This is a genomic window from Pantoea sp. B550, from assembly GCF_024158165.1.
GTDB lineage: Bacteria > Pseudomonadota > Gammaproteobacteria > Enterobacterales > Enterobacteriaceae > Pantoea > Pantoea alfalfae.
The window spans coordinates 2,586,578-2,605,175 of the sequence record NZ_JAMYXI010000003.1 but is presented as its reverse complement, the minus strand read 5'-3'; the positions used below and the strand labels follow the sequence as shown (position 1 = coordinate 2,605,175).

17 protein-coding genes and 1 other annotated feature are annotated in these 18,598 nt (G+C 56.1%); of the genes, 5 read left to right on the top strand and 12 right to left on the bottom strand.

Annotation, left to right across the window (positions count from 1 at the left end; translation table 11 throughout):
• Positions 1 to 34: 34 nt before the first annotated feature.
• The 3 genes from NIM72_RS15110 to tal all read right to left on the bottom strand — a co-directional run bounded on the left by NIM72_RS15110 (position 35) and on the right by tal (position 3,115).
• On the bottom strand, positions 35 to 1,342 hold the full coding sequence (locus NIM72_RS15110) for an MFS transporter (RefSeq protein ID WP_253421053.1): 1,308 nt from the start codon (positions 1,340 to 1,342) through the stop codon (positions 35 to 37).
• Positions 1,343 to 1,448: 106 nt separating this feature from the next.
• Positions 1,449 to 2,036: a molybdopterin adenylyltransferase gene (mog, locus tag NIM72_RS15105; RefSeq protein ID WP_253421050.1), complete on the bottom strand. Its 588-nt coding sequence runs from the start codon at positions 2,034 to 2,036 to the stop codon at positions 1,449 to 1,451.
• A gap of 125 nt (positions 2,037 to 2,161) precedes the next feature.
• Positions 2,162 to 3,115: a transaldolase gene (tal, locus tag NIM72_RS15100; protein ID WP_013356716.1), complete on the bottom strand. Its 954-nt coding sequence runs from the start codon at positions 3,113 to 3,115 to the stop codon at positions 2,162 to 2,164.
• A 209-nt stretch (positions 3,116 to 3,324) separates the two neighbouring features.
• On the opposite strand from tal, the gene yaaA reads away from it, so the two are divergent.
• Positions 3,325 to 4,098: a peroxide stress protein YaaA gene (gene yaaA / locus NIM72_RS15095; RefSeq protein ID WP_253421047.1), complete on the top strand. Its 774-nt coding sequence runs from the start codon at positions 3,325 to 3,327 to the stop codon at positions 4,096 to 4,098.
• Positions 4,099 to 4,160: 62 nt separating this feature from the next.
• Here yaaA and thrC read toward each other — a convergent pair whose 3' ends face one another.
• The 5 genes from thrC to NIM72_RS15070 form a co-directional block, all read right to left on the bottom strand.
• On the bottom strand, positions 4,161 to 5,444 hold the full coding sequence (gene thrC / locus NIM72_RS15090) for a threonine synthase (protein ID WP_161731698.1): 1,284 nt from the start codon (positions 5,442 to 5,444) through the stop codon (positions 4,161 to 4,163).
• A 3-nt stretch (positions 5,445 to 5,447) separates the two neighbouring features.
• On the bottom strand, positions 5,448 to 6,377 hold the full coding sequence (gene thrB, locus NIM72_RS15085) for a homoserine kinase (RefSeq protein ID WP_161731700.1): 930 nt from the start codon (positions 6,375 to 6,377) through the stop codon (positions 5,448 to 5,450).
• 2 nt (positions 6,378 to 6,379) lie between these two features.
• Positions 6,380 to 8,842: a bifunctional aspartate kinase/homoserine dehydrogenase I gene (gene thrA / locus NIM72_RS15080; RefSeq protein WP_253421044.1), complete on the bottom strand. Its 2,463-nt coding sequence runs from the start codon at positions 8,840 to 8,842 to the stop codon at positions 6,380 to 6,382.
• Positions 8,843 to 8,868: 26 nt separating this feature from the next.
• Positions 8,869 to 8,987 (bottom strand) — a sequence feature (Thr leader region).
• A complete protein-coding gene (thrL, locus tag NIM72_RS15075; protein ID WP_071822204.1) occupies positions 8,926 to 8,994 on the bottom strand; it encodes a thr operon leader peptide in 69 nt (22 codons plus the stop codon). (Overlaps the previous feature by 62 nt.)
• A gap of 188 nt (positions 8,995 to 9,182) precedes the next feature.
• Positions 9,183 to 9,887: a tRNA/rRNA methyltransferase gene (locus NIM72_RS15070; RefSeq protein ID WP_161731704.1), complete on the bottom strand. Its 705-nt coding sequence runs from the start codon at positions 9,885 to 9,887 to the stop codon at positions 9,183 to 9,185.
• Between the two features lie 609 nt (positions 9,888 to 10,496).
• Between NIM72_RS15070 and arcA the strand changes: the two genes are divergently transcribed.
• Positions 10,497 to 11,213 (top strand): two-component system response regulator ArcA, encoded by a 717-nt coding sequence (gene arcA / locus NIM72_RS15065; protein ID WP_010253677.1) that lies wholly within the window; start codon positions 10,497 to 10,499, stop codon positions 11,211 to 11,213.
• 71 nt (positions 11,214 to 11,284) lie between these two features.
• Here arcA and creA read toward each other — a convergent pair whose 3' ends face one another.
• Positions 11,285 to 11,758, bottom strand: coding sequence for a protein CreA (creA, locus tag NIM72_RS15060; RefSeq protein ID WP_161731706.1), 474 nt, complete (start codon positions 11,756 to 11,758; stop codon positions 11,285 to 11,287).
• Between the two features lie 194 nt (positions 11,759 to 11,952).
• Between creA and robA the strand changes: the two genes are divergently transcribed.
• Complete coding sequence (gene robA / locus NIM72_RS15055) at positions 11,953 to 12,834, top strand: MDR efflux pump AcrAB transcriptional activator RobA (protein WP_161731708.1); 882 nt, start codon at positions 11,953 to 11,955, stop codon at positions 12,832 to 12,834.
• Between the two features lie 39 nt (positions 12,835 to 12,873).
• Here robA and gpmB read toward each other — a convergent pair whose 3' ends face one another.
• On the bottom strand, positions 12,874 to 13,521 hold the full coding sequence (gene gpmB / locus NIM72_RS15050) for a 2,3-diphosphoglycerate-dependent phosphoglycerate mutase GpmB (RefSeq protein WP_161731710.1): 648 nt from the start codon (positions 13,519 to 13,521) through the stop codon (positions 12,874 to 12,876).
• A 204-nt stretch (positions 13,522 to 13,725) separates the two neighbouring features.
• Here gpmB and yjjX point away from each other — a divergent pair, with 204 nt between their 5' ends.
• Positions 13,726 to 14,244 carry an inosine/xanthosine triphosphatase gene (gene yjjX / locus NIM72_RS15045; RefSeq protein WP_161731712.1) on the top strand — a complete coding sequence of 173 codons (519 nt, stop codon included), beginning with the start codon at positions 13,726 to 13,728 and terminating at the stop codon, positions 14,242 to 14,244.
• On the opposite strand, the gene trpR is transcribed toward yjjX, so the two are convergent.
• Positions 14,245 to 14,565: a trp operon repressor gene (trpR, locus tag NIM72_RS15040; protein ID WP_222924588.1), complete on the bottom strand. Its 321-nt coding sequence runs from the start codon at positions 14,563 to 14,565 to the stop codon at positions 14,245 to 14,247.
• A 45-nt stretch (positions 14,566 to 14,610) separates the two neighbouring features.
• A complete protein-coding gene (gene sltY, locus NIM72_RS15035) occupies positions 14,611 to 16,530 on the bottom strand; it encodes a murein transglycosylase (protein ID WP_253421040.1) in 1,920 nt (639 codons plus the stop codon).
• Positions 16,531 to 16,801: 271 nt separating this feature from the next.
• Here sltY and atzF point away from each other — a divergent pair, with 271 nt between their 5' ends.
• A complete protein-coding gene (atzF, locus tag NIM72_RS15030) occupies positions 16,802 to 18,598 on the top strand; it encodes an allophanate hydrolase (RefSeq protein ID WP_253421037.1) in 1,797 nt (598 codons plus the stop codon).

Sequence of the window (18,598 nt, the reverse complement as noted above, 5' to 3'; positions counted from 1 at the left end):
AAAAAGACGCGGAGCCTGTCTCCGCGTCCCCGCATTACAAAGAGTTTATTCCCTGCTGCAGGCCAGGCTCGTGGCTGACATCACGCCGCAGCCAGATCCCCGTCAACAATCCCACCAGCGCCAGCGCCATCACATACCAGCAGGGTGCCATCACTGAGACGTTCATCAGCAGCGACACAAAGATGGGTGTCAGCCCGCCGAAGATCGCGTAGGAGAGGTTGTAGGAAAACGAGAGGCCGGTAAAACGCACCTCTGCCGGGAAGGCGCGCACCATCACAAAGGGCACGACGCCGACAATACCGACGCTCAGGCCCGCCACGCCATAGAGCAGGAACAGCTGCTGCGGATAGAGAGCGGTCAGGTGATAGAACTGCCAGCTACAGATTGCCAGCAGCAGGCTGCCGACACATAAGGTACGACTGGCACCAACGCGATCGACAGCGAGTCCGGCAATAATGCAGCCGATGCAGAGCATCACGGTGGCGATACTGTTGGCCTGCAGGGTCAGCGCGGGCGCGATGCCCAGCTGCTTCTGCAGCCAGACCGGCGACATCAGGATCACGACCACGATGCAGGCGGAGAGCAGCCAGGTCAGCAGCATGGAAATCACAACCGACTTTTTATGCTCCGCCAGCACGGTCTTCAGCGGCAGGGTTTCAGCCAGCGCTTTACGCTTCTGCATCTCAACAAAGACCGGCGTCTCATGCAGCCAGCGCCGCAGGTACATTGCGATAAGACCAAACACGCCACCGAGGAAGAACGGAATACGCCAGCCGCCGTCATGAATCGCCTGCTGCGACATCGAGGTATTAATCAGCGTCGCCACCAGCGACCCCAGTAAAATGCCGATGGTCAGCCCGGCCGTCAGCGTGCCACAGGCGATGCCGATACGTTTGTAAGGCACGTGCTCAGCGACAAACACCCACGCACCCGGCACTTCGCCGCCAATCGCTGCGCCCTGCAGCATCCGCATCAACAGCATCAGCAGTGGCGCAGCAATGCCAATCGTCTGCCAGGTAGGCAGAGCGCCCATCATCAGGGTTGGCAGCGCCATCAGCAGAATACTCAGGCTGAACATCTTTTTGCGTCCGAGCTTGTCGCCAAAATGCGCCATCACGATGCCGCCCAGCGGGCGTGCCAGATAGCCTGCGGCAAAAATGGCAAACGTCTGCAGCTGACGCAGCCATTCCGGAATATCTGAAGGGAAAAAGAGTTCGCCAATTACGGTGGCGAAGAAGACAAAGATGATGAAGTCGTAAAATTCCAGCGCGCCGCCCAGCGCGGCCAGCGCCAGAGTTTTGTAATCCTTACCGGTCAGACGCTGCGTGTAAGTCGGATTCATAATAGTCCAGAGGCAAAAGAGACAAGGTTGTAAAGATACTCTTACTATATCGTCAATCTTTTGCCACACCAGCAGGGCTATAGCTTATGCCTGAAATGCGCAATATTTAGTTATTTATCTCACGTATCGCGTTTTTAGGGCGAAATGCTGCTACTACCTCAGAATGCGTCTCGACGTAAGGCCCTTCCAGAAGCTGTAAACAATAAGGTACAGAAGCAAAGATGCCGTGCACTTTTACGTTGCCCTGCTCATCCTTCAGCCCTTCCAGCGTCTCTTTGATCGACTTCGGCTGACCCGGCAGATTGAGGATAAGCGACTGTTTGCGGATCACCCCGACCTGACGCGACAGAATCGCGGTCGGCACAAACTGCAGGCTTATCTGACGCATCTGCTCACCAAAGCCAGGCATTTCCCGATCGGCAACGGCTAAGGTGGCGTCGGGCGTGACATCGCGTCGGGCCGGACCGGTGCCGCCAGTGGTTAACACCAGATGGCAAAAACGTTCATCGACCAGTTCGCAAATGGCGTGCTCAATCATCGGCTGCTCGTCCGGTACCAGTCGGGACTCAATCTCAAACGGACTGCTGATTGCGCTGCCAAGCCAGCTCTCCAGTGCGGGAATCCCCTGATCCTGATAGATGCCGTTCGCGGCGCGATCGGAGACCGAGATCAGGCCAATGCGTAATGTATTCATGATGAGCTTCGCTGTGATTTACCGCGGTGCGGTGGAGTAAAAGGGGAATAGCAGAAAGGATAATATAAAGTGAAAGGGTCGGAAAAGAGAAAACCGTGGCAGCCTGCGCCGCCACGGTCAGCAGATTACAGCAGTTCTGCCAGCATTTTCTCAAGTTTGCCCTGATCAACGGCAAAGTTGCGGATACCTTCTGCCAGCTTAGCTACCGCCATGGGATCCTGGTTGTGCTGCCACAGGAACTCAGACTCGGTCATGCGGGCCGGACGCGCTTTCACTTCGCCGCTGTAGCTCAGTTTACGCTCCAGGGTGCCTTCGCTCTCTGCCAGCTCTTTCAGCAGCGCAGGCGAAATGGTCAGACGGTCACAGCCGGCCAGCTCGATGATTTCGCCAACGTTACGGAAGCTCGCGCCCATCACCACGGTTTCATAGCCATGCTGCTTGTAGTAGTTGTAGATTTCAGAGACTGAAACCACGCCTGGATCTTCGTGCGCGGCATACTCTTTCTTGTCGGTGTTGGCTTTGTACCAGTCGAGGATGCGGCCAACAAACGGAGAGATCAGGAACACGCCCGCTTCAGCACAGGCACGCGCCTGAGCAAAGGAGAACAGCAGGGTCAGGTTACAGTTGATACCCTCTTTTTCCAGCTGCTCTGCAGCACGGATGCCCTGCCAGGTAGAGGCCAGTTTGATCAGGATGCGGTCATTGCTGATACCGGCATCATTGTAGAGTTTGATCAGGCTGCGGGCTTTAGCGATGCTGCCTTCCGTGTCGTAAGAGAGACGCGCATCGACTTCAGTCGAGATACGGCCTGGGATCAGCTTCAGGATTTCCAGACCAATGTTTACGGCCAGCTTGTCAGAAACCAGCTGCAGTTGCTCTTCTTTGTTGCTGCTCTGCTCACGCGCCCAGCCGATCGCTTCATCGATCAGTTTACGGTATTCAGGAATTTGTGCGGCGTTAAGAATCAGAGAAGGGTTGGTGGTAGCGTCCTGCGGCTGATACAGCTTCATGGCTGCAATATCACCGGTGTCGGCGACGACGGTGGTGAGCTGACGCAGGGAGGTAAGTTTGTCCGTCATGTTCTTTTCTCTTAGTTAACTGTCAGTGTGAAAAAAGGCTGTTGGGATAATATCACGCGCCAACGGTCGCGCAAGGTCAGGGAATGCCGTTTACGATAGCGCGAACAAATAGGTGTGATTCGTCATTCTTTGCGGCTTTTTTGGTACACTGCAAAGCCTGATAAGCAGCCAATGCCCTGTTAAACCAGGCATTAACCGAGGAAGCAACAATGTTGATGGTGATCTCTCCTGCCAAGACGCTCGATTATGAAAGCCCGCTGGCGACCACGCGTTTCACCCAGCCTGCGCTGTTAGAAAAGTCACAACAGCTGATTGAGATTGCGCGCGAGCTGTCACCCGCCAGCATCGCCTCGTTAATGGGCATCAGCGACAAACTGGCACACCTCAATGCCGAACGATTTAACAGCTGGCACCCCGATTTTTCCCCGCAGAATGCCCGTCAGGCCATCCTGGCGTTCAAAGGTGATGTCTACACGGGCCTGCAGGCCGAAACCTTCAGTGATGAGGATTTCAATTTTGCTCAGCAGCATCTGCGTATGCTGTCAGGCCTCTATGGCGTGCTGCGTCCGCTCGATCTCATGCAGCCTTACCGACTGGAGATGGGCATTCGTCTGGCCAATCCGGCGGGCAAAGATCTCTACACATTCTGGGGCGATGTTATCACTGAACGGCTGAATGCCGCGCTGGCGGAACAGGGTGATGAGGTACTGATTAACCTCGCCTCGGACGAATATTTCAGAGCAGTTAAGCCGAAGAAGCTGAAAGCACAAATGATTAAGCCGGTGTTCCTCGATGAGAAGAACGGCAGTTATAAAGTGATTAGCTTCTATGCCAAAAAGGCGCGTGGATTAATGAGCCGCTATGTGATTCAGCAGCGCCTGACAAAGCCGGAGCAGCTTAAAGCGTTTGATCTGGATGGCTATCGTTTTGATGCAGCCAGCAGCAGGGAGAGCGAGCTGGTCTTTAAGCGCGCGGAGCAGTAATACCCCGCGCGTAATGTCTCTCCGCGAATAGGCTTCCCGCCGCCGGGAAGCCATTTACAGCACTACTTCAGCAGGAAGGCCCGCAGTGAGGCGAAGTCCGCCGTCATCTCGTGCGACAGGAGCGGCAGATCAGCGCGCTCCGCTAACTCTGGCGGCAGCGTCAGAGTCTGTTCAAGAATCGCTTCCACACTTTCGCGGAATTTCGCAGGGTGCGCGGTACCGAGGAACACACCATATTCCCCTTCCTGCAGCTGATCGCGCAGCAGACGCCAGGCGATGGCAGCATGCGGCTCGGAAACATAGCCAATCTGAGCCAGTTCACGCATGGCGGCGCGCGTGGTCTCATCAGAGACCGCACCACAGGCGAGATCGGTTAAGCGCCAGGTTTTACGGCGGAACAGCTCTTCCACACGCGGCCAGTTGTTCGGCTGGCTGACATCCATCGCATTCGACAGCGTAGAGACCGTCAGGTTAGGCTGCCATTCGCCGTTGCCAAGGAAGCGCGGCACCGTGTCATTGGCGTTGGTGGCGGCGATAAAGCGTTTGATCGGCAGGCCCAGCGATTTCGCCAGCAGACCGGCGGTCAAATCACCAAAGTTGCCGCTCGGCACGGATACCACCAGCTGATTACGTTTTTCCTGCGGCAGCTGCGCGACTGCTTCAAAGTAGTAGCAGATCTGCGCGAGCAGGCGGCTGATGTTGATAGAGTTTGCCGAGTTCAGACCAATCGTCTTTTTCAGCTCTTCATCATCAAACGCCTGTTTGACCAGCGACTGGCAGGCATCAAAATCGCCGTCGATAGCGATGGTTTCGATGTTACCGCCCAGGGTACAGAAGAGTTTCTCCTGCAACGGACTGATTTTGCCCTGCGGATAGAGGATCACCACGCGCACGTTCTTCATGCCGTAGAACGCGTGCGCCACGGCCGCGCCGGTATCACCGGAGGTGGCGGTCAGAATGGTGATCTGCTCATCTGAGCCTGAAACATACGACAGCATCTGCGCCATGAAACGGCCGCCGAAATCTTTAAACGCCAGCGTCGGACCGTGGAACAGCTCCAGACAGGCGATATCTTCGCTGACCTGTTTCACCGGGGCCGGAAAAGCAAAAGCGGCTTTAACACGCTCATGCAGCTGATGGGCCGGAATCTCGTCACCAATGAAAGCCGAGAGAATTTTGCTGCTGCGGCTGACAAAATCCATCTCCAGCATCGCGTCGATGTCGGTCAGTTCAAACTCCGGCAGTTCCAGCGGAAAGAACAGACCCTGCTGCGAACCCAGACCCTGTTTCACCGCCTGGGCGAAGCTGACCTGCTCGTTGTGATCCTTAAGATTGTAGAGTTTCATGCGTTATCCCAATTGTCGTGCGCCAGCCGTGTCGAGACGGCAGATATGGACGAAGCCTTCATCATTCTGCAGATAGTGCTGGCTCAGCCAGTCAGCCATCCGCTGTGCCGTTTCCATCTGATTGCAAACGGCGAAAAGTGTCGGACCAGAGCCGGAGATGCCGCACGCCAGTGCGCCAATCTCTTTCGCGGCCTGCCGCGCCTCGGCGAAACCTGGCAGCAGCCGGGTCCGATAAGGTTCGGCAATCACATCCTGCATAAGTTTAGCTGCCAGCTGCGGCTGACGCGTATGGCAGGCGTGAATGAAGCCGGCCAGCAGGCGGCCATGCTTAATGCAGTCTTCTTTACGGTACTGCGCCGGTAAAATGGCGCGTGCTTCTGCGGTCGACACTTTAATGCCCGGGTAGGCCATTACCCACAGCCAGTCGTCAAAGCCTGGCACCGCCTGGCTGATGATGTCATTCTCCTGAAGCATCAGTTGAATGCCGCCGAGGAAGCAGGGAGCGACATTATCATAATGTACGCTGCCGGAGATTCGCCCTTCCAGCTCACCCATCAGCGTCAGTAGCGTGCTGTCGCTGAGAGGCTTGCCGCAAAACTCGTTCATCGCCATTAAACCGGCCACCACCGAGCAGGCGCTGGAACCCAGCCCGGAGCCAATGGGCATATTCTTCTCCAGCGTCATCGCCACCGGGATCGCTTTGCCAATCGCCTCGCAGAAACGCTGCCAGCACTGATAAACGATGTTCTCTTTGGGATCGGCGGGCAGCTTACTGACAAAACGTCCGGCGTTGGTCAGTGAAAACTGCTCTGCCGCTTCCACGGAGACGCAGTCACCCAGCAGGGAGCCATCTACCGGCGAAACCGCCGCGCCCAGCACATCGAAGCCGACGCTGACGTTACCAATCGAGGCCGGTGCGTAAATTTTTACCATGATTAAACTCCCAACTTCCATGACAGCGTACGCAGCAGGTCGGCAAAGACACCGGCCGCTGTAACATCATTTCCTGCACCGTATCCGCGCAGCACCAGCGGAATCGGCTGATAGTAGCGGCTGTAAAACGCCAGCGCGTTCTCACCGTTTTTCACTTTATAGAGCGGATCGTTGCCGTCAACGGCGTCGATCTTCACTTTGCAGACGCCGCCCTCTTCAATCACGCCCACGTAGCGCAGCACTTTGCCCTCACTCTGCGCCTGTGCAACGCGGTCAGCAAAGGCGTTATCCAGCTCAGGCAGACGCTGCATAAACTGCTCCACATCCTGAATTTCGACAAGGCTGGCGGGCAGCAGCGGCTCGATCTCAATATCACTCAGCTCAAGCTGATGACCCGCTTCACGCGCCAGGATCAGCAGCTTACGCGCCACATCGGTGCCAGCGAGATCGTCTCGCGGATCGGGTTCGGTAAAGCCCATCTCACGCGCCATGTTAGTGGCTTGCGACAGCGAGATCCCTTCGTCCAGCTTGCCGAAGATGAACGACAGCGATCCGGAAAGAATACCCGAGAAGCGCAGCAGTTCATCACCCGCGTTCATCAGGTTCTGCAGGTTCTCAATCACCGGCAGTCCGGCACCGACGTTGGTATCATAAAGGAATTTACGTCGTGAGTTGGCGGCGGCGGCGCGCATCTGCTGATAGTAATTCCAGGAGGAGGTATTCGCCTTTTTGTTCGGCGTTACCACATGGAAGCCTTCGCTGAGGAAATCCGCGTACTGATCGGCAACGGCCTGGCTGGAGGTACAATCCACAATGACCGGATTAAGCAGGTGATACTCTTTCACCAGACGCGTCAGGCGTCCGAGATTGAACGGCTCTTTCGCTTCGGCGAGTGCCGCCTGCCAGTTGCTTAAATCGATGCCGTGGACATTTGTTAACAGCGCATGCGAGTTCGCAATGCCGCAGACCCGCAGATCGATGTGCTTCTGCTTCAGCCACGCCTGCTGGCGATGTAACTGATCCAGCAGCGCACCGCCGACACCGCCGACACCGACCACAAACACTTCGATCACCTGATCGGTGGCGAACAGCATCTGATGCACCACACGCACGCCAGTGATTACTTCGTCATTATTTACCACCACCGAGATGGAGCGCTCAGAGGAGCCCTGTGCAATCGCCACGATATTGATATTGGCGCGTGCCAGCGCCGAGAAGAATTTCGCTGAGATGCCACGCAGCGTGCGCATGCCATCGCCCACCACCGAGATCACCGCCAGGTTTTCAATGATATCCAGCGGATCCAGCAGGCCATCTTTCAGCTCCAGGTAGAACTCTTCTTCCAGCACATGACGCGCCCGCGCCAGCTCGCTCTGCGGCACGCAGAAACTGATGCTGTATTCGGAAGAGGATTGAGTGATCAGCACCACAGAGATACCGGTGCGCGACATCGCCGCAAAGACTCTGGCCGCCATTCCAACCATCCCTTTCATGCCGGGGCCGGAGACGTTGACCATCGCCATATTATTCAGATTGGTGATGCCTTTTACCGGGCTCTCATCCTGTTCGCCTTCAGCACCAATCAGGGTGCCGGGCGCCTGCGGATTAGCGGTGTTTTTGATCAGGCAAGGGATCTGGAACTGGGCGATAGGCGCGATAGTGCGGGGATGCAGCACTTTGGCGCCGAAATAGGAGAGCTCCATCGCCTCCTGATACGACATTGACTTCAGTAGGCGTGCATCCGGCACCTGACGCGGATCGCAGGTATAGACGCCATCCACATCGGTCCAGATTTCGCAGCAGTCGGCACGCAGACAGGCGGCCAGCACGGCAGCTGAATAATCAGAGCCATTACGGCCCAGCACCACCAGCTCGCCGCGCTCGTTACCGGCGGTAAAGCCAGCCATCAGGATCATGTTCTGCGGCGGGATTTGACTCGCTTCAATACGGCGGGTTGATTCAGGGATGTCGACTGTCGATTCGAGGTAGTGGCCGACCGCCAGCAATTTCTCGACCGGATCAATCACGCTCACCTCATGACCGCGCGCCTGCAGCAGCGCTTCCATGATCGCAATCGAGAGTTTTTCACCACGACAGATAATCGCTGCGTTGACGCTGTCCGGGCACTGGCCCAGCAGGCTGATGCCGTGCATTACCTGTTTTAGCTGAGCAAACTCCAGATCAACGCGGGTTTTCAGTCGATCGAACTCAAAGCCCGGCTGCGCGTCAGCGAGCCCCTGCAGCAGCTCGCTGAAGATGCGTTCGGCGTCGCTGATATTCGGTAAAGCGTCCTGACCACTGATGGTTTTTTCAATCATCGCCACCAGATGGTTAGTGATCTTCGCAGGTGCAGAGAGCACGGTTGCAACCTGTCCTTGTTGCGCATTGCTTTCCAGAATGTCAGCGACGCGAAGGAAACGCTCCGCATTCGCTACCGAGGTCCCGCCGAATTTCAGCACTCGCATAATATTAACTCTCCTGAATTTAAGCCGAAAAAAAAGCCCGCACTGTTTAGGTGCGGGCTTGTTTTCTGTTTTTCCTGTATGCGTCAGCCCGCACCGTTACCTGAGGTAATGGTGGTGGTAATAATTGTGGTGTTCAGGCTGATTTTACGCATTTAGATTTATTTTCTGTCTGTTTTTGTCTGTCCGTCTTGCTTCCAGAAGTAAAGCAAAGCGCACATTAAGTCAACCCGATTTGTCCGGCGGACAGTTTTCCACCACTGCGCACAGCCTCCGGTCAAATCGCAAAACGCTGTTCGATCGTTTGCGATGCAGAAATTCCCTGCGATCTGTTGCTGTAAAATCAGCTTTTTGCCGAGGATTTATCTGTGAGTTTTTTTTCAATATCGTGCAGCAGACGATGCAGCATCGCGCTGTCACGCTGTTCCAGCAAACCCACTCGCTGATCGATCCAGTCTGACAGCTTCTCATCATCACTGACATCGAGTTGCGCCAGCAGCTGATGGAAACGCTGACGCAGCGCCTGCAGCTGCTGCCCGTCGGCAGCGGACGCGACCGGCGCTTCAACCTGATTCAGCTTCGACAGCTGATAGCAGTAAACCATCACTGCCTGACCGAGATTCAGTGAAGGATAATCATTTGCCATCGGGATGCCGGTCAGCAGATCGACCTGCTCCAGCTCCTCGTTGGTCAGCCCGCTATCTTCGCGGCCAAACACCAGCGCCATGCTGTTGACCCACTGACGCTTTTCCAGCAGTTGCGTTTCAACCTGCTCGGGTGTGGCATAGTAACGGAACTTTGCCCGGCTGCGCGCCGTCGTCGCGACCGAAAAATCGATATCCGCTAAAGCCTCGGCAAGCGTAGTAAAGGCCTGAACATTATCGAGGATCTCACCTGCGCCATGGGCTACCCGGCGCGCTGCCGGATCCTGCCAGGCGTCGCTGGCAACGATGCGCAGCTGGCTGAACCCCATAGTTTTCATGGCACGCGCCGCAGCGCCGATATTTTCTGGCCGCGCGGGCGAGACGAGAATCAGGGGAAAAAGCATATTTATTCCATTGGTCCATTTACATAACGCCATATTAACATGACTGTTAATGATCCAGTCGTCAGAAGGCGACAAGAAAATCGGGTGTTAACAATGTTAAAACCAGTGAAAAGTGATGCCCTGAATATTTTTATCCCCGAAACCCGCCTTATTAAAGAAATCATTATTAATTTATTTAACTTCAAAGAGATAGAATGTGATTACCCGCTGGTTTCATTTTGGGTCACAGGCGTGATAAATGTAACGTAAATGATGCTTTTTGTGAGCTAAACAGGCATTCTGCGAGAAGTTTTTCACAAAAGTGTTAACGTGCTACAATTGCATTTGATATAAGTCAACGAAGCGTTGTTTTTATGCTTATCGGTTGTAGTTGGTGCTGTTAGGTTGCTGTTAATACAGTTAGGATATGCGCCATTATCATTAACGCCCGGGGCATGCAATTTTCATCCTGACTGGCTGAGCTAATACTGTTGTTGACGTTGATAGATGGCTTATCAAAATATGATTTCGTACAACGGTTCAGCGCGGCCCGCCGCTCTCGATGATGGAGAACGCCATACCGCTGTACGCCCTGTTTTCAATTTGTTGGCAAATTTTAGGTAGCTAAACATGCAGACCCCGCACATTCTTATCGTTGAAGACGAACTGGTCACGCGTAATACCCTCAAGAGCATTTTTGAGGCGGAAGGTTATGTGGTGTACGAGGCGACTGATGGCGCTGAAATGCATCAGGTGCTGACTGACAATGACGTTAACCTGGTCATTATGGACATCAACCTGCCCGGTAAAAACGGCCTGCTACTGGCCCGTGAACTGCGTGAGCAGGCCAATGTCGCTCTAATGTTCCTGACCGGCCGTGACAACGAAGTCGATAAAATTCTTGGTCTGGAAATTGGCGCTGACGACTACATCACCAAACCGTTTAATCCACGTGAGCTGACTATTCGTGCCCGCAACCTGCTGTCGCGCACTATGAACCTGGCGATGCCAGGCGAAGAGCGCCGTCAGGTAGAGAGTTACAAATTCAACGGTTGGGAGCTGGATATCAACAGCCGCTCACTGATCAACCCGAACGGCGAGCACTACAAATTGCCACGCAGTGAGTTCCGCGCCATGCTGCACTTCTGCGAAAATCCAGGCAAAATTCAGACCCGTGCCGATTTGCTGAAAAAAATGACCGGCCGCGACCTTAAGCCGCACGATCGCACCGTTGATGTCACCATCCGTCGTATCCGCAAGCATTTCGAATCTACGCCGGACACGCCTGAGATCATCGCCACCATCCATGGTGAAGGTTATCGCTTCTGTGGTGATCTGCAGGATTAAGCAGCTGTCAGATGCGATAAACAATAAACGCCCCTGCGGGCGTTTTTTTTGCGCTCAATACAGCAGGTTAATCAGTGCCACGGCATAATCGGCACGGCGCTGAGCGCATTTTTCGGTGAACCGTCGACCACTTTATCGGAGTAGGTCAGATAGACCAGAGCATTGCGCTTTTTGTCGAAGAAGCGTACAACCTGCAGCTTCTTGAAGATTAGAGAGGTACGCTGGCGGAAGACCACTTCTCCCTCCGCTTTGCCCTGCGCAATTTTATCACTCAGTTCGACCGGACCGACCTGCTGACAGGAAATCGCGGCATCAGAGGTATCTTCTGCCAGTCCCAGTCCGCCTTTAATACCGCCGGTCTTCGCCCGGCTGATATAACAGGTTACATTTTTAACGTCCGGGTCATCGAATGCTTCAACAATGATTTTGTGGTCAGGCCCGAATATCTTGAATACCGTATCAACAGAGCCAATCTGTTCGGCAAGCAGCGGGCTGGAAAAGGTCAGCGTGGTCAGCACAGCGATCATAAGACGCGTTATTGTCATGGAGTTACCATTGCAAATGGAATAGATGAGAATGTAATGTACTGTCAAACGAATTAATGACCAAACTAAAACGGGTTTAAGCCCGTACTGATTTAGCACAACCTTCCCCGGAAAACGGCCCACGTCTTTTGAGCAATGAGTGCTAATATTCTTCGAATGCGTTTAGCTGCACCACCAGAGTATGAGGATGTTTTATGGACCAAGCCGGTATCATTCGCGATTTGCTTGTCTGGCTGGAGAGCCATCTGGATCAACCCCTTTCACTGGACAATGTTGCCCAGAAAGCCGGTTACTCTAAATGGCATTTACAAAGGATGTTCAAGGACGTAACCGGTCACGCAATAGGTGCCTATATCCGTGCGCGTCGTCTGTCGAAAGCTGCTGTCGCGCTGCGGCTGACCAGTCGCCCGATTCTGGACATCGCCCTGCAGTATCGTTTTGATTCACAGCAAACTTTTACTCGCGCATTCAAAAAGCAGTTTGCTCAGACTCCGGCCTGGTATCGTCGCTCTTCCGACTGGAACTCATTCGGTATTCGTCCCCCGATTCGCCTGGACGATGAGACGCAGCCGGAACCGGCTTTCGTTACCCTGCCGGAAACGGTACTGGTGGGACAAACCCAGAACTACACCTGTATTCTGGAGCAGATCTCCAGCTATCGCGACGAGATGCGGATTCACTTCTGGAAGCAGTTCCTGCTGGAAACGGACACGGTTCCGCCGGTGCTGTATGGCCTGCATCAGGTGCGTGCCAGCCAGGACAAAGATGATGAGCAGGAGATTCTCTACACCACGGCGGTGCCTGCTGACAGCGCGGTCAACCTGCACTCCGGCCAGAGTGTTATTCTGGAAGCGGGCGATTACGTGCAGTTCACCTACAACGGCCCGCGCGTCAATCTGCAGGAATTTATCCTGCTGCTTTATGGCACCTGCATGCCAACGCTGGGACTGACCCGTCGTCAGGGACAGGACATCGAACGCTTTTATACTCATGGCGGTAAAAAGCTTAGCGAGCCACCGACCGAGATTCGGTGCGAATATCTGATTCCGATTCGCCGTCAGACTGTCGCCAGCTAAGATCAGGGCTGCCGTCTGTGGACGGCAGCTTTCACGACATCAGCGTTGCAGCTCGTCGAGCGCAGGCGCGTCAAGATGGGAAATATCCCCCGCCGTCTCCACAATCCACCCTTCTGCCAGCCAGGCACTCTGCTGATAATCGACACGTGAGATTGAGCAGTTACGCAGACGCAGGCGACGTTCCGCATACGCGGGCAGACCGAGAATCGTACTGACCAGCGATCCCAGTGCCATACCGTGACTGACCAGCAGCGGACGGCTTCCGACAGGCAGTTCGCGACAGGCATTCAGCGCGGCGTGCATGCGCGTCGCCATCTCCGTCATCGACTCGCCTTCTGGAATGCGACCGCCTTCGGTGCCGTTGACCAGCGTGGCGCGCCACTGCTCTTCCTCCGCCGTTAAACCATCCAGCGGACGCTTCTCCAGTACGCCCATATTCAACTCACGCAGCCGCGGATCCAGCGTCACTGCGCATCCGCAGGCGTCCGCAATAATCTCCGCGGTGCGGCGCGTACGTCCCAGATCGCTGGCAATCACGTGCGTGATGCCCAGATGTTTGACGCGCTCACCCACCTGATAAGCCTGTTGCTCACCTTTTTCCGTCAGCGGACTGTCGGATTGCCCCTGAATGCGGCGTTCCGCATTCCATACCGTTTCACCGTGACGAACAAGATAGACCTGTAGCATGTTAGTTTCCGTTATACTGCGACAAAAATCGTCTCAGAGCCTGTCCCATCAGGCGTCATTGTTGCAGACAGTCTGGACACGGAGCGTGCGTAATAATCCGGCGTACACGGAGTACGCGAGGATCGTGGCACTGCCCAGGTTCAGACCAGCCCATAAAATCGCCTGATGGGCCAGGCTCTTAATCACCTGAGGGTTCAATCAATTATGTACCATGTTGTCGCAGCCACAACCAACCCAGCGAAGATTCACGCGATTGCTCAGGCTTTCAGCGACGTTTTCGGCGAGGGATCCTGCCATATTGAAGGGGTCGAGGTCGATAGCGGCGTAGCAGCACAACCGTTAACCCATCTGGAAACGCGAACAGGCGCACGTCAGCGCGTCATGAATGCCCGACAGGTCCGGCCTGAAGCGGCGTTCTGGGTAGCGATTGAGGCAGGCATCGAAGATGACACCGCATTTGCCTGGATGGTCGTGGAAAACCAGAAGCAGCGCGGCGAATCGCGCTCGGCCAGTTTTACCCTGCCGCCAGTCGTGCTGGCAGGCCTGCGTGAAGGCCGTGAGCTGGGCGACGAGATGGCGCGGTTAACCGGCATCGACAATATCAAACACCAGGGTGGTGCTATCGGGGCGTTCACGAACGGCCTGCTCAGTCGCTCCAGTGTCTATCATCAGGCACTGATTCTGGCACTCTGCCCGTTCGTCCATCCGCTTTACCAGCAGTGATCAGGTGCGTCCCAGATGCGCTTCCAGCCAGCGTTTCAGCTCTGGGGGCGCCTCTTTCAGGCTGTTAGAGCCACGGGTAATGGTTGCGATGCCGACGCCGAGCTCATTTTTCAGCTCGCGCTGGCTCATTTCGCCGTTCATCAACTCTTCGATAATCCGCAGTCGGGTGCCGAATGCTTCCCGCTCATCAGGCGTCATCATCAGTTGCATCAGGGGCAATGCATGACCATCGGCAAAGGCCTGCTGCATCAGCACGACAAAGCGTTGCCAGCTATCTTCTGGCGAATGCGCATCGGTAGAGGGGGAATCAGAATGGGTCATGAAGAGGCTTCCGTACTCGCTAAAGAGTACGGAAGCTTAGCACAGCTAGTAACGGCGATTCCACTCAGCATCTGACAGGATCTTGTCAGGCTTGCCCATGAAGTGACGATAGTAGGCGTCATACGCCAGCACATTCTTCACGTAGCCGCGCGTTTCAGAGAACGGAATGGTCTCAATAAACGCGACGGCGTCGAGATTGCCTGCACTGGTTTTCTGCCAGCTTCGCACCCGGCCCGGCCCGGCATTATAGGCGGCGGAGGCGAAGATCCGGTTCTGGTTAAACTGTTGATAGACATATTCCAGATACTGCGTGCCGATCTGGATATTGGTTTCCGGATCCAGCAGCTGGCTGATATTGCTGTAGCCAGGAATGTTATACATCTTCACGGTGTGCGCCGCGGTGGCAGGCATAATCTGCATAAGACCACTCGCCCCGACCGGCGAATGCGCTTTTGGGTTCCAGGCGCTTTCCTGACGCGAAATCGCCATCGCATAGCTCGGCGGGATCTGTTTGACCTCGGTGTTACGCTCATAGACGCTCTGCCACGCCAGCGGGAAGCGCTCTTTCAGGCTGTCCCACATTTTTGCGGTGATGGTCGCCTGCACGCTGAGATCCCACCAGTCCTGCTCATTGGCGTAACGCGCCAGCATCTGCTGCTGCGTGTGGGTGCGGCTGGCAATCAGATTGCTCCACTCGCTGCGTGCCAGATTATCCAGCCCCCAGTACATCAGTTCGCGCACGCGGGCCAGCTCCGGTCCCTGCACAGTGGCACTGTCAGGCTTCGGCGCTTCATCCACCTGCAACGGGTAGTCAACGCCAAGCCGCTGGGCGGCCACCATCGGATAGAAGCCACGCGCCTGCATCAGCTTGCGCAGAATCTCTTCCGCTTCCTCTTTACGATCTTTCTCAAATAGCAGGTCAGCCTGCCAGTACTGCCACTCATCTTTCTCTTTGGCCTCCAGCGGCAGACGGGCGATCCAGGTGTTCAGACCGCGTCTGTCATGCTGAGAAAGCGCCAGGCGCACCCGGCGTTCCACCAGCGCGGTTGACTCACTGTTCATCACCACCGCATCGCGCCAGCGCGCCTGCTCAGAAGTGAGATCGCTGCCCATCATGCGCCAGACCACAATCTCTTTCAGCGCCTGCTCATCTTCCGGCCCCATCTTCTGCGCCCGGACCAGTATCGGAATCAGGCTGCGGGCATTTTCCATGTCCTGCCGCGCCACGCGCGTAAAGGCGTAAATCGTGGCCTGACGGGTGAAGTCGGTTGGCCCAACGGCGCTGGCAAACGTGCTGACCGTTAACGGATCCTGCTGCAGGGACTGTATCGCGTCAGACATGGTCTGATAGTCAGCAGGTAACGTTTTCGCCAGATAACTCACCAGGCTGTCGTTGCCCGCTTTCATCGCCAGCCGGATACGTTCCAGGATGGTAATAGGCGAAACCTGACCGGAAGCCTGCCATACCGAGAAGAGCTTATCGCAGTCGGCGGGCAGGGCTGTGCCACGCAGCCAGATCTGCTTTGCGCCATCAAACGCGGCCTGCTGCTGACCGGTGGCCCACTTGGCGTAATACCAGTTACATCGTGCCTGCACCGGCTTGGGTTCGGTCGGACTGAAGTTCAGCACGCCCTGCCAGTCCTGACGCCAGGCCAGCACATTGATAAAGCGGGTACTGAGCGAGCGTGCGGGTGGCAGCGTCGGATACTGGCGAATAAAGTTCTGCACGGCCAGGGCGGTTTCCTGATCGAGATCCTGTGCCAGCAGGCGATATTGCAGATAAGGGTAGAGCGGATAATCCTGGAGCGTCGGCAACAGCTGATCCACGGTCGCCATCTGATTACTGTCCCAGGCCTGTTTAATTTGTTGATAACGTTGCCGTTGTTGATCCAGCGAATCGGCCCATGCGCTGCTGGCCGAACCGACCAGGCAGATCCCTATCATCCAGTTACGCCACTTCACCACGTAAATCTCCTCTGTTGCTGGGCGCCGGCGAGTTGCCAGACAGTCTTTCATGCTAACCGGGCCACCGGACTCTTGCCATGTTCTTCGCAAAATTTACGCATACGGACATTAAACGCACCGTCATCGCTCAGCGTGCGCGCCGTCATTGTGCAAATTATCATCAGAAAATCTTATCACTGAATGCATTAAACTGTTGAATCATCGTCTTAAAAAAGTGGCACACCCTTTGCTCTGTTGAATCCCATCTTGTATACCAGCTGGAATTCTTCCTATGACTTCAACCCTCGGCCTGACACTTGCCGCCTGGCAGCAGCGCTATCAGCAGGCTCCGCAACAGATAACCTCACTGCTGAGCGCACACCTGGCAGCGATGGATACCCGTGATAATGCCTGGATCTATCTCGCGACCCCGGATCAGTTAGCGGCACAGATTGCGCCACTGCTGGCGGACTATCAGCGCGATCCCGGCTCGCTGCCGCTGTTTGGTGTGCCCTTTGCGGTCAAAGACAATATTGATGTGGCGGGCTGGCCCACCAGCGCTGCCTGCCCTGCCTTTACCTATACCGCCAGCGAAGACGCGGTCGCCGTCGCCCGGCTGAGAGCCGCTGGCGCCGTCGTCATCGGCAAAACCAACCTCGATCAGTTCGCGACCGGTCTGGTGGGAATCCGCTCGCCTTATGGTGCGGTCAGTAACACCTTTGATGCTGATTATGTCAGTGGCGGCTCCAGCTCCGGCTCGGCATCCGTGCTGGCGCGCGGGCTGGTCGCTTTTTCGCTGGGCACCGATACCGCCGGTTCGGGCCGTGTGCCGGCAGGCTTTAACAATATAGTCGGCCTCAAGCCGACCAAAGGCTGGTTCTCTGCGCGCGGCGTGGTGCCCGCCTGTCGCCTCAACGACACCCTTTCGGTGTTTGCGCTGACGGCAGAAGATGCGTTTAGCGTCGCCAGCGTCATGGGAGGTTATGATGCCGGTGACGCCTATTCGCGTGTGAATCCGCGCACCGCCCCGGCCAGCCTGCCGGTTCATCCCCATTTTGCTGTACCTTTGAACCCGGAATTTTTTGATGATGCTGCGGCCGAAGCAGCCTGGGATCAGGCGCTGGAGGCATTACAGACGGGCGGCGCAACGCTGCACCCTATCGACTTCACCCCGTTCAGCAAGCTGGCTGAACAGCTCTATTACGGCGCCTGGGTCGCCGAACGCACGGCGGCGGTGGGCGGGATGCTCGATCATCCGGCGGAGATGGACCCGGTGGTGCATGAGATCGTCGCCAGCGGCCTGAAATACAGCGCGGTCGATGCTTATAAGGCGGAGTATCTGCGGGCGGAGCTGACGCGCCAGATACACCAGACGCTGGCACAGTTTGATGCGCTGGTCGTGCCGACCTCGCCCACCATCCACACCCTGGAGGAGATGAAGCAGGAGCCGATTCTCTACAACTCACATTTCGGCACCTATACCAACTTCACCAATCTTGCCGACCTCTCAGCGCTGGCGCTGCCCGGCCCGTTCCGCAACGACGATCTCCCGGCTGGCATCACACTGATTGCGCCAGCCTGGCACGATCGGGCGCTGGCGGAATTTGGTCTTCGCTGGCAGCAGCAGCTCGCGCTGCCGCTGGGCGCGACCGGCCAGCCCTTTCCGACCCGGCGCACTTCGCTGCCCGCTTCACCCGACCACGTCCGGCTGGCGGTCGTGGGCGCGCATCTGACCGGCATGCCACTTAATTTCCAGCTCACTGAACGCAAGGCCGTCTGGGTCGAAGAGACGCAGACCGCGCCACACTATCGCCTCTTCGCCCTGCTGGAGGGCGCGATCAAAAAGCCCGGCCTGATGCGTGACGAACAGGGCGCTGCGATCACCGTTGAACTGTGGGATATCCCGGTCGCGCGTTTTGGCGAGTTTGTGGCGGAGATCCCCGCCCCGCTGGGTATCGGCAGCCTGACGCTGGCTGATGGCCGGGTGGTGAAAGGCTTTATCTGCGAAGGCTCGGCGCTGAAGACCGCGCTGGAGATTACTGAAACAGGCGGCTGGCGCAACTGGCTGGCATCACAGGGGAGTCACTGA

What these genes read in the sequence shown, in the direction of transcription:
- NIM72_RS15070 (WP_161731704.1), bottom strand. Translation starts at nt 9,887, where the DNA reads ATGCTTTTTCCCCTGATTCTCGTCTCGCCCGCGCGGCCAGAAAATATC.
- trpR (WP_222924588.1), bottom strand. Translation starts at nt 14,565, where the DNA reads ATGACCCATTCTGATTCCCCCTCTACCGATGCGCATTCGCCAGAAGAT.
- tal (WP_013356716.1), bottom strand. Translation starts at nt 3,115, where the DNA reads ATGACGGACAAACTTACCTCCCTGCGTCAGCTCACCACCGTCGTCGCC.
- mog (WP_253421050.1), bottom strand. Translation starts at nt 2,036, where the DNA reads ATGAATACATTACGCATTGGCCTGATCTCGGTCTCCGATCGCGCCGCG.
- creA (WP_161731706.1), bottom strand. Translation starts at nt 11,758, where the DNA reads ATGACAATAACGCGTCTTATGATCGCTGTGCTGACCACGCTGACCTTT.
- robA (WP_161731708.1), top strand. Translation starts at nt 11,953, where the DNA reads ATGGACCAAGCCGGTATCATTCGCGATTTGCTTGTCTGGCTGGAGAGC.
- yjjX (WP_161731712.1), top strand. Translation starts at nt 13,726, where the DNA reads ATGTACCATGTTGTCGCAGCCACAACCAACCCAGCGAAGATTCACGCG.
- thrA (WP_253421044.1), bottom strand. Translation starts at nt 8,842, where the DNA reads ATGCGAGTGCTGAAATTCGGCGGGACCTCGGTAGCGAATGCGGAGCGT.
- thrC (WP_161731698.1), bottom strand. Translation starts at nt 5,444, where the DNA reads ATGAAACTCTACAATCTTAAGGATCACAACGAGCAGGTCAGCTTCGCC.
- arcA (WP_010253677.1), top strand. Translation starts at nt 10,497, where the DNA reads ATGCAGACCCCGCACATTCTTATCGTTGAAGACGAACTGGTCACGCGT.
- yaaA (WP_253421047.1), top strand. Translation starts at nt 3,325, where the DNA reads ATGTTGATGGTGATCTCTCCTGCCAAGACGCTCGATTATGAAAGCCCG.
- NIM72_RS15110 (WP_253421053.1), bottom strand. Translation starts at nt 1,342, where the DNA reads ATGAATCCGACTTACACGCAGCGTCTGACCGGTAAGGATTACAAAACT.
- thrB (WP_161731700.1), bottom strand. Translation starts at nt 6,377, where the DNA reads ATGGTAAAAATTTACGCACCGGCCTCGATTGGTAACGTCAGCGTCGGC.
- atzF (WP_253421037.1), top strand. Translation starts at nt 16,802, where the DNA reads ATGACTTCAACCCTCGGCCTGACACTTGCCGCCTGGCAGCAGCGCTAT.
- gpmB (WP_161731710.1), bottom strand. Translation starts at nt 13,521, where the DNA reads ATGCTACAGGTCTATCTTGTTCGTCACGGTGAAACGGTATGGAATGCG.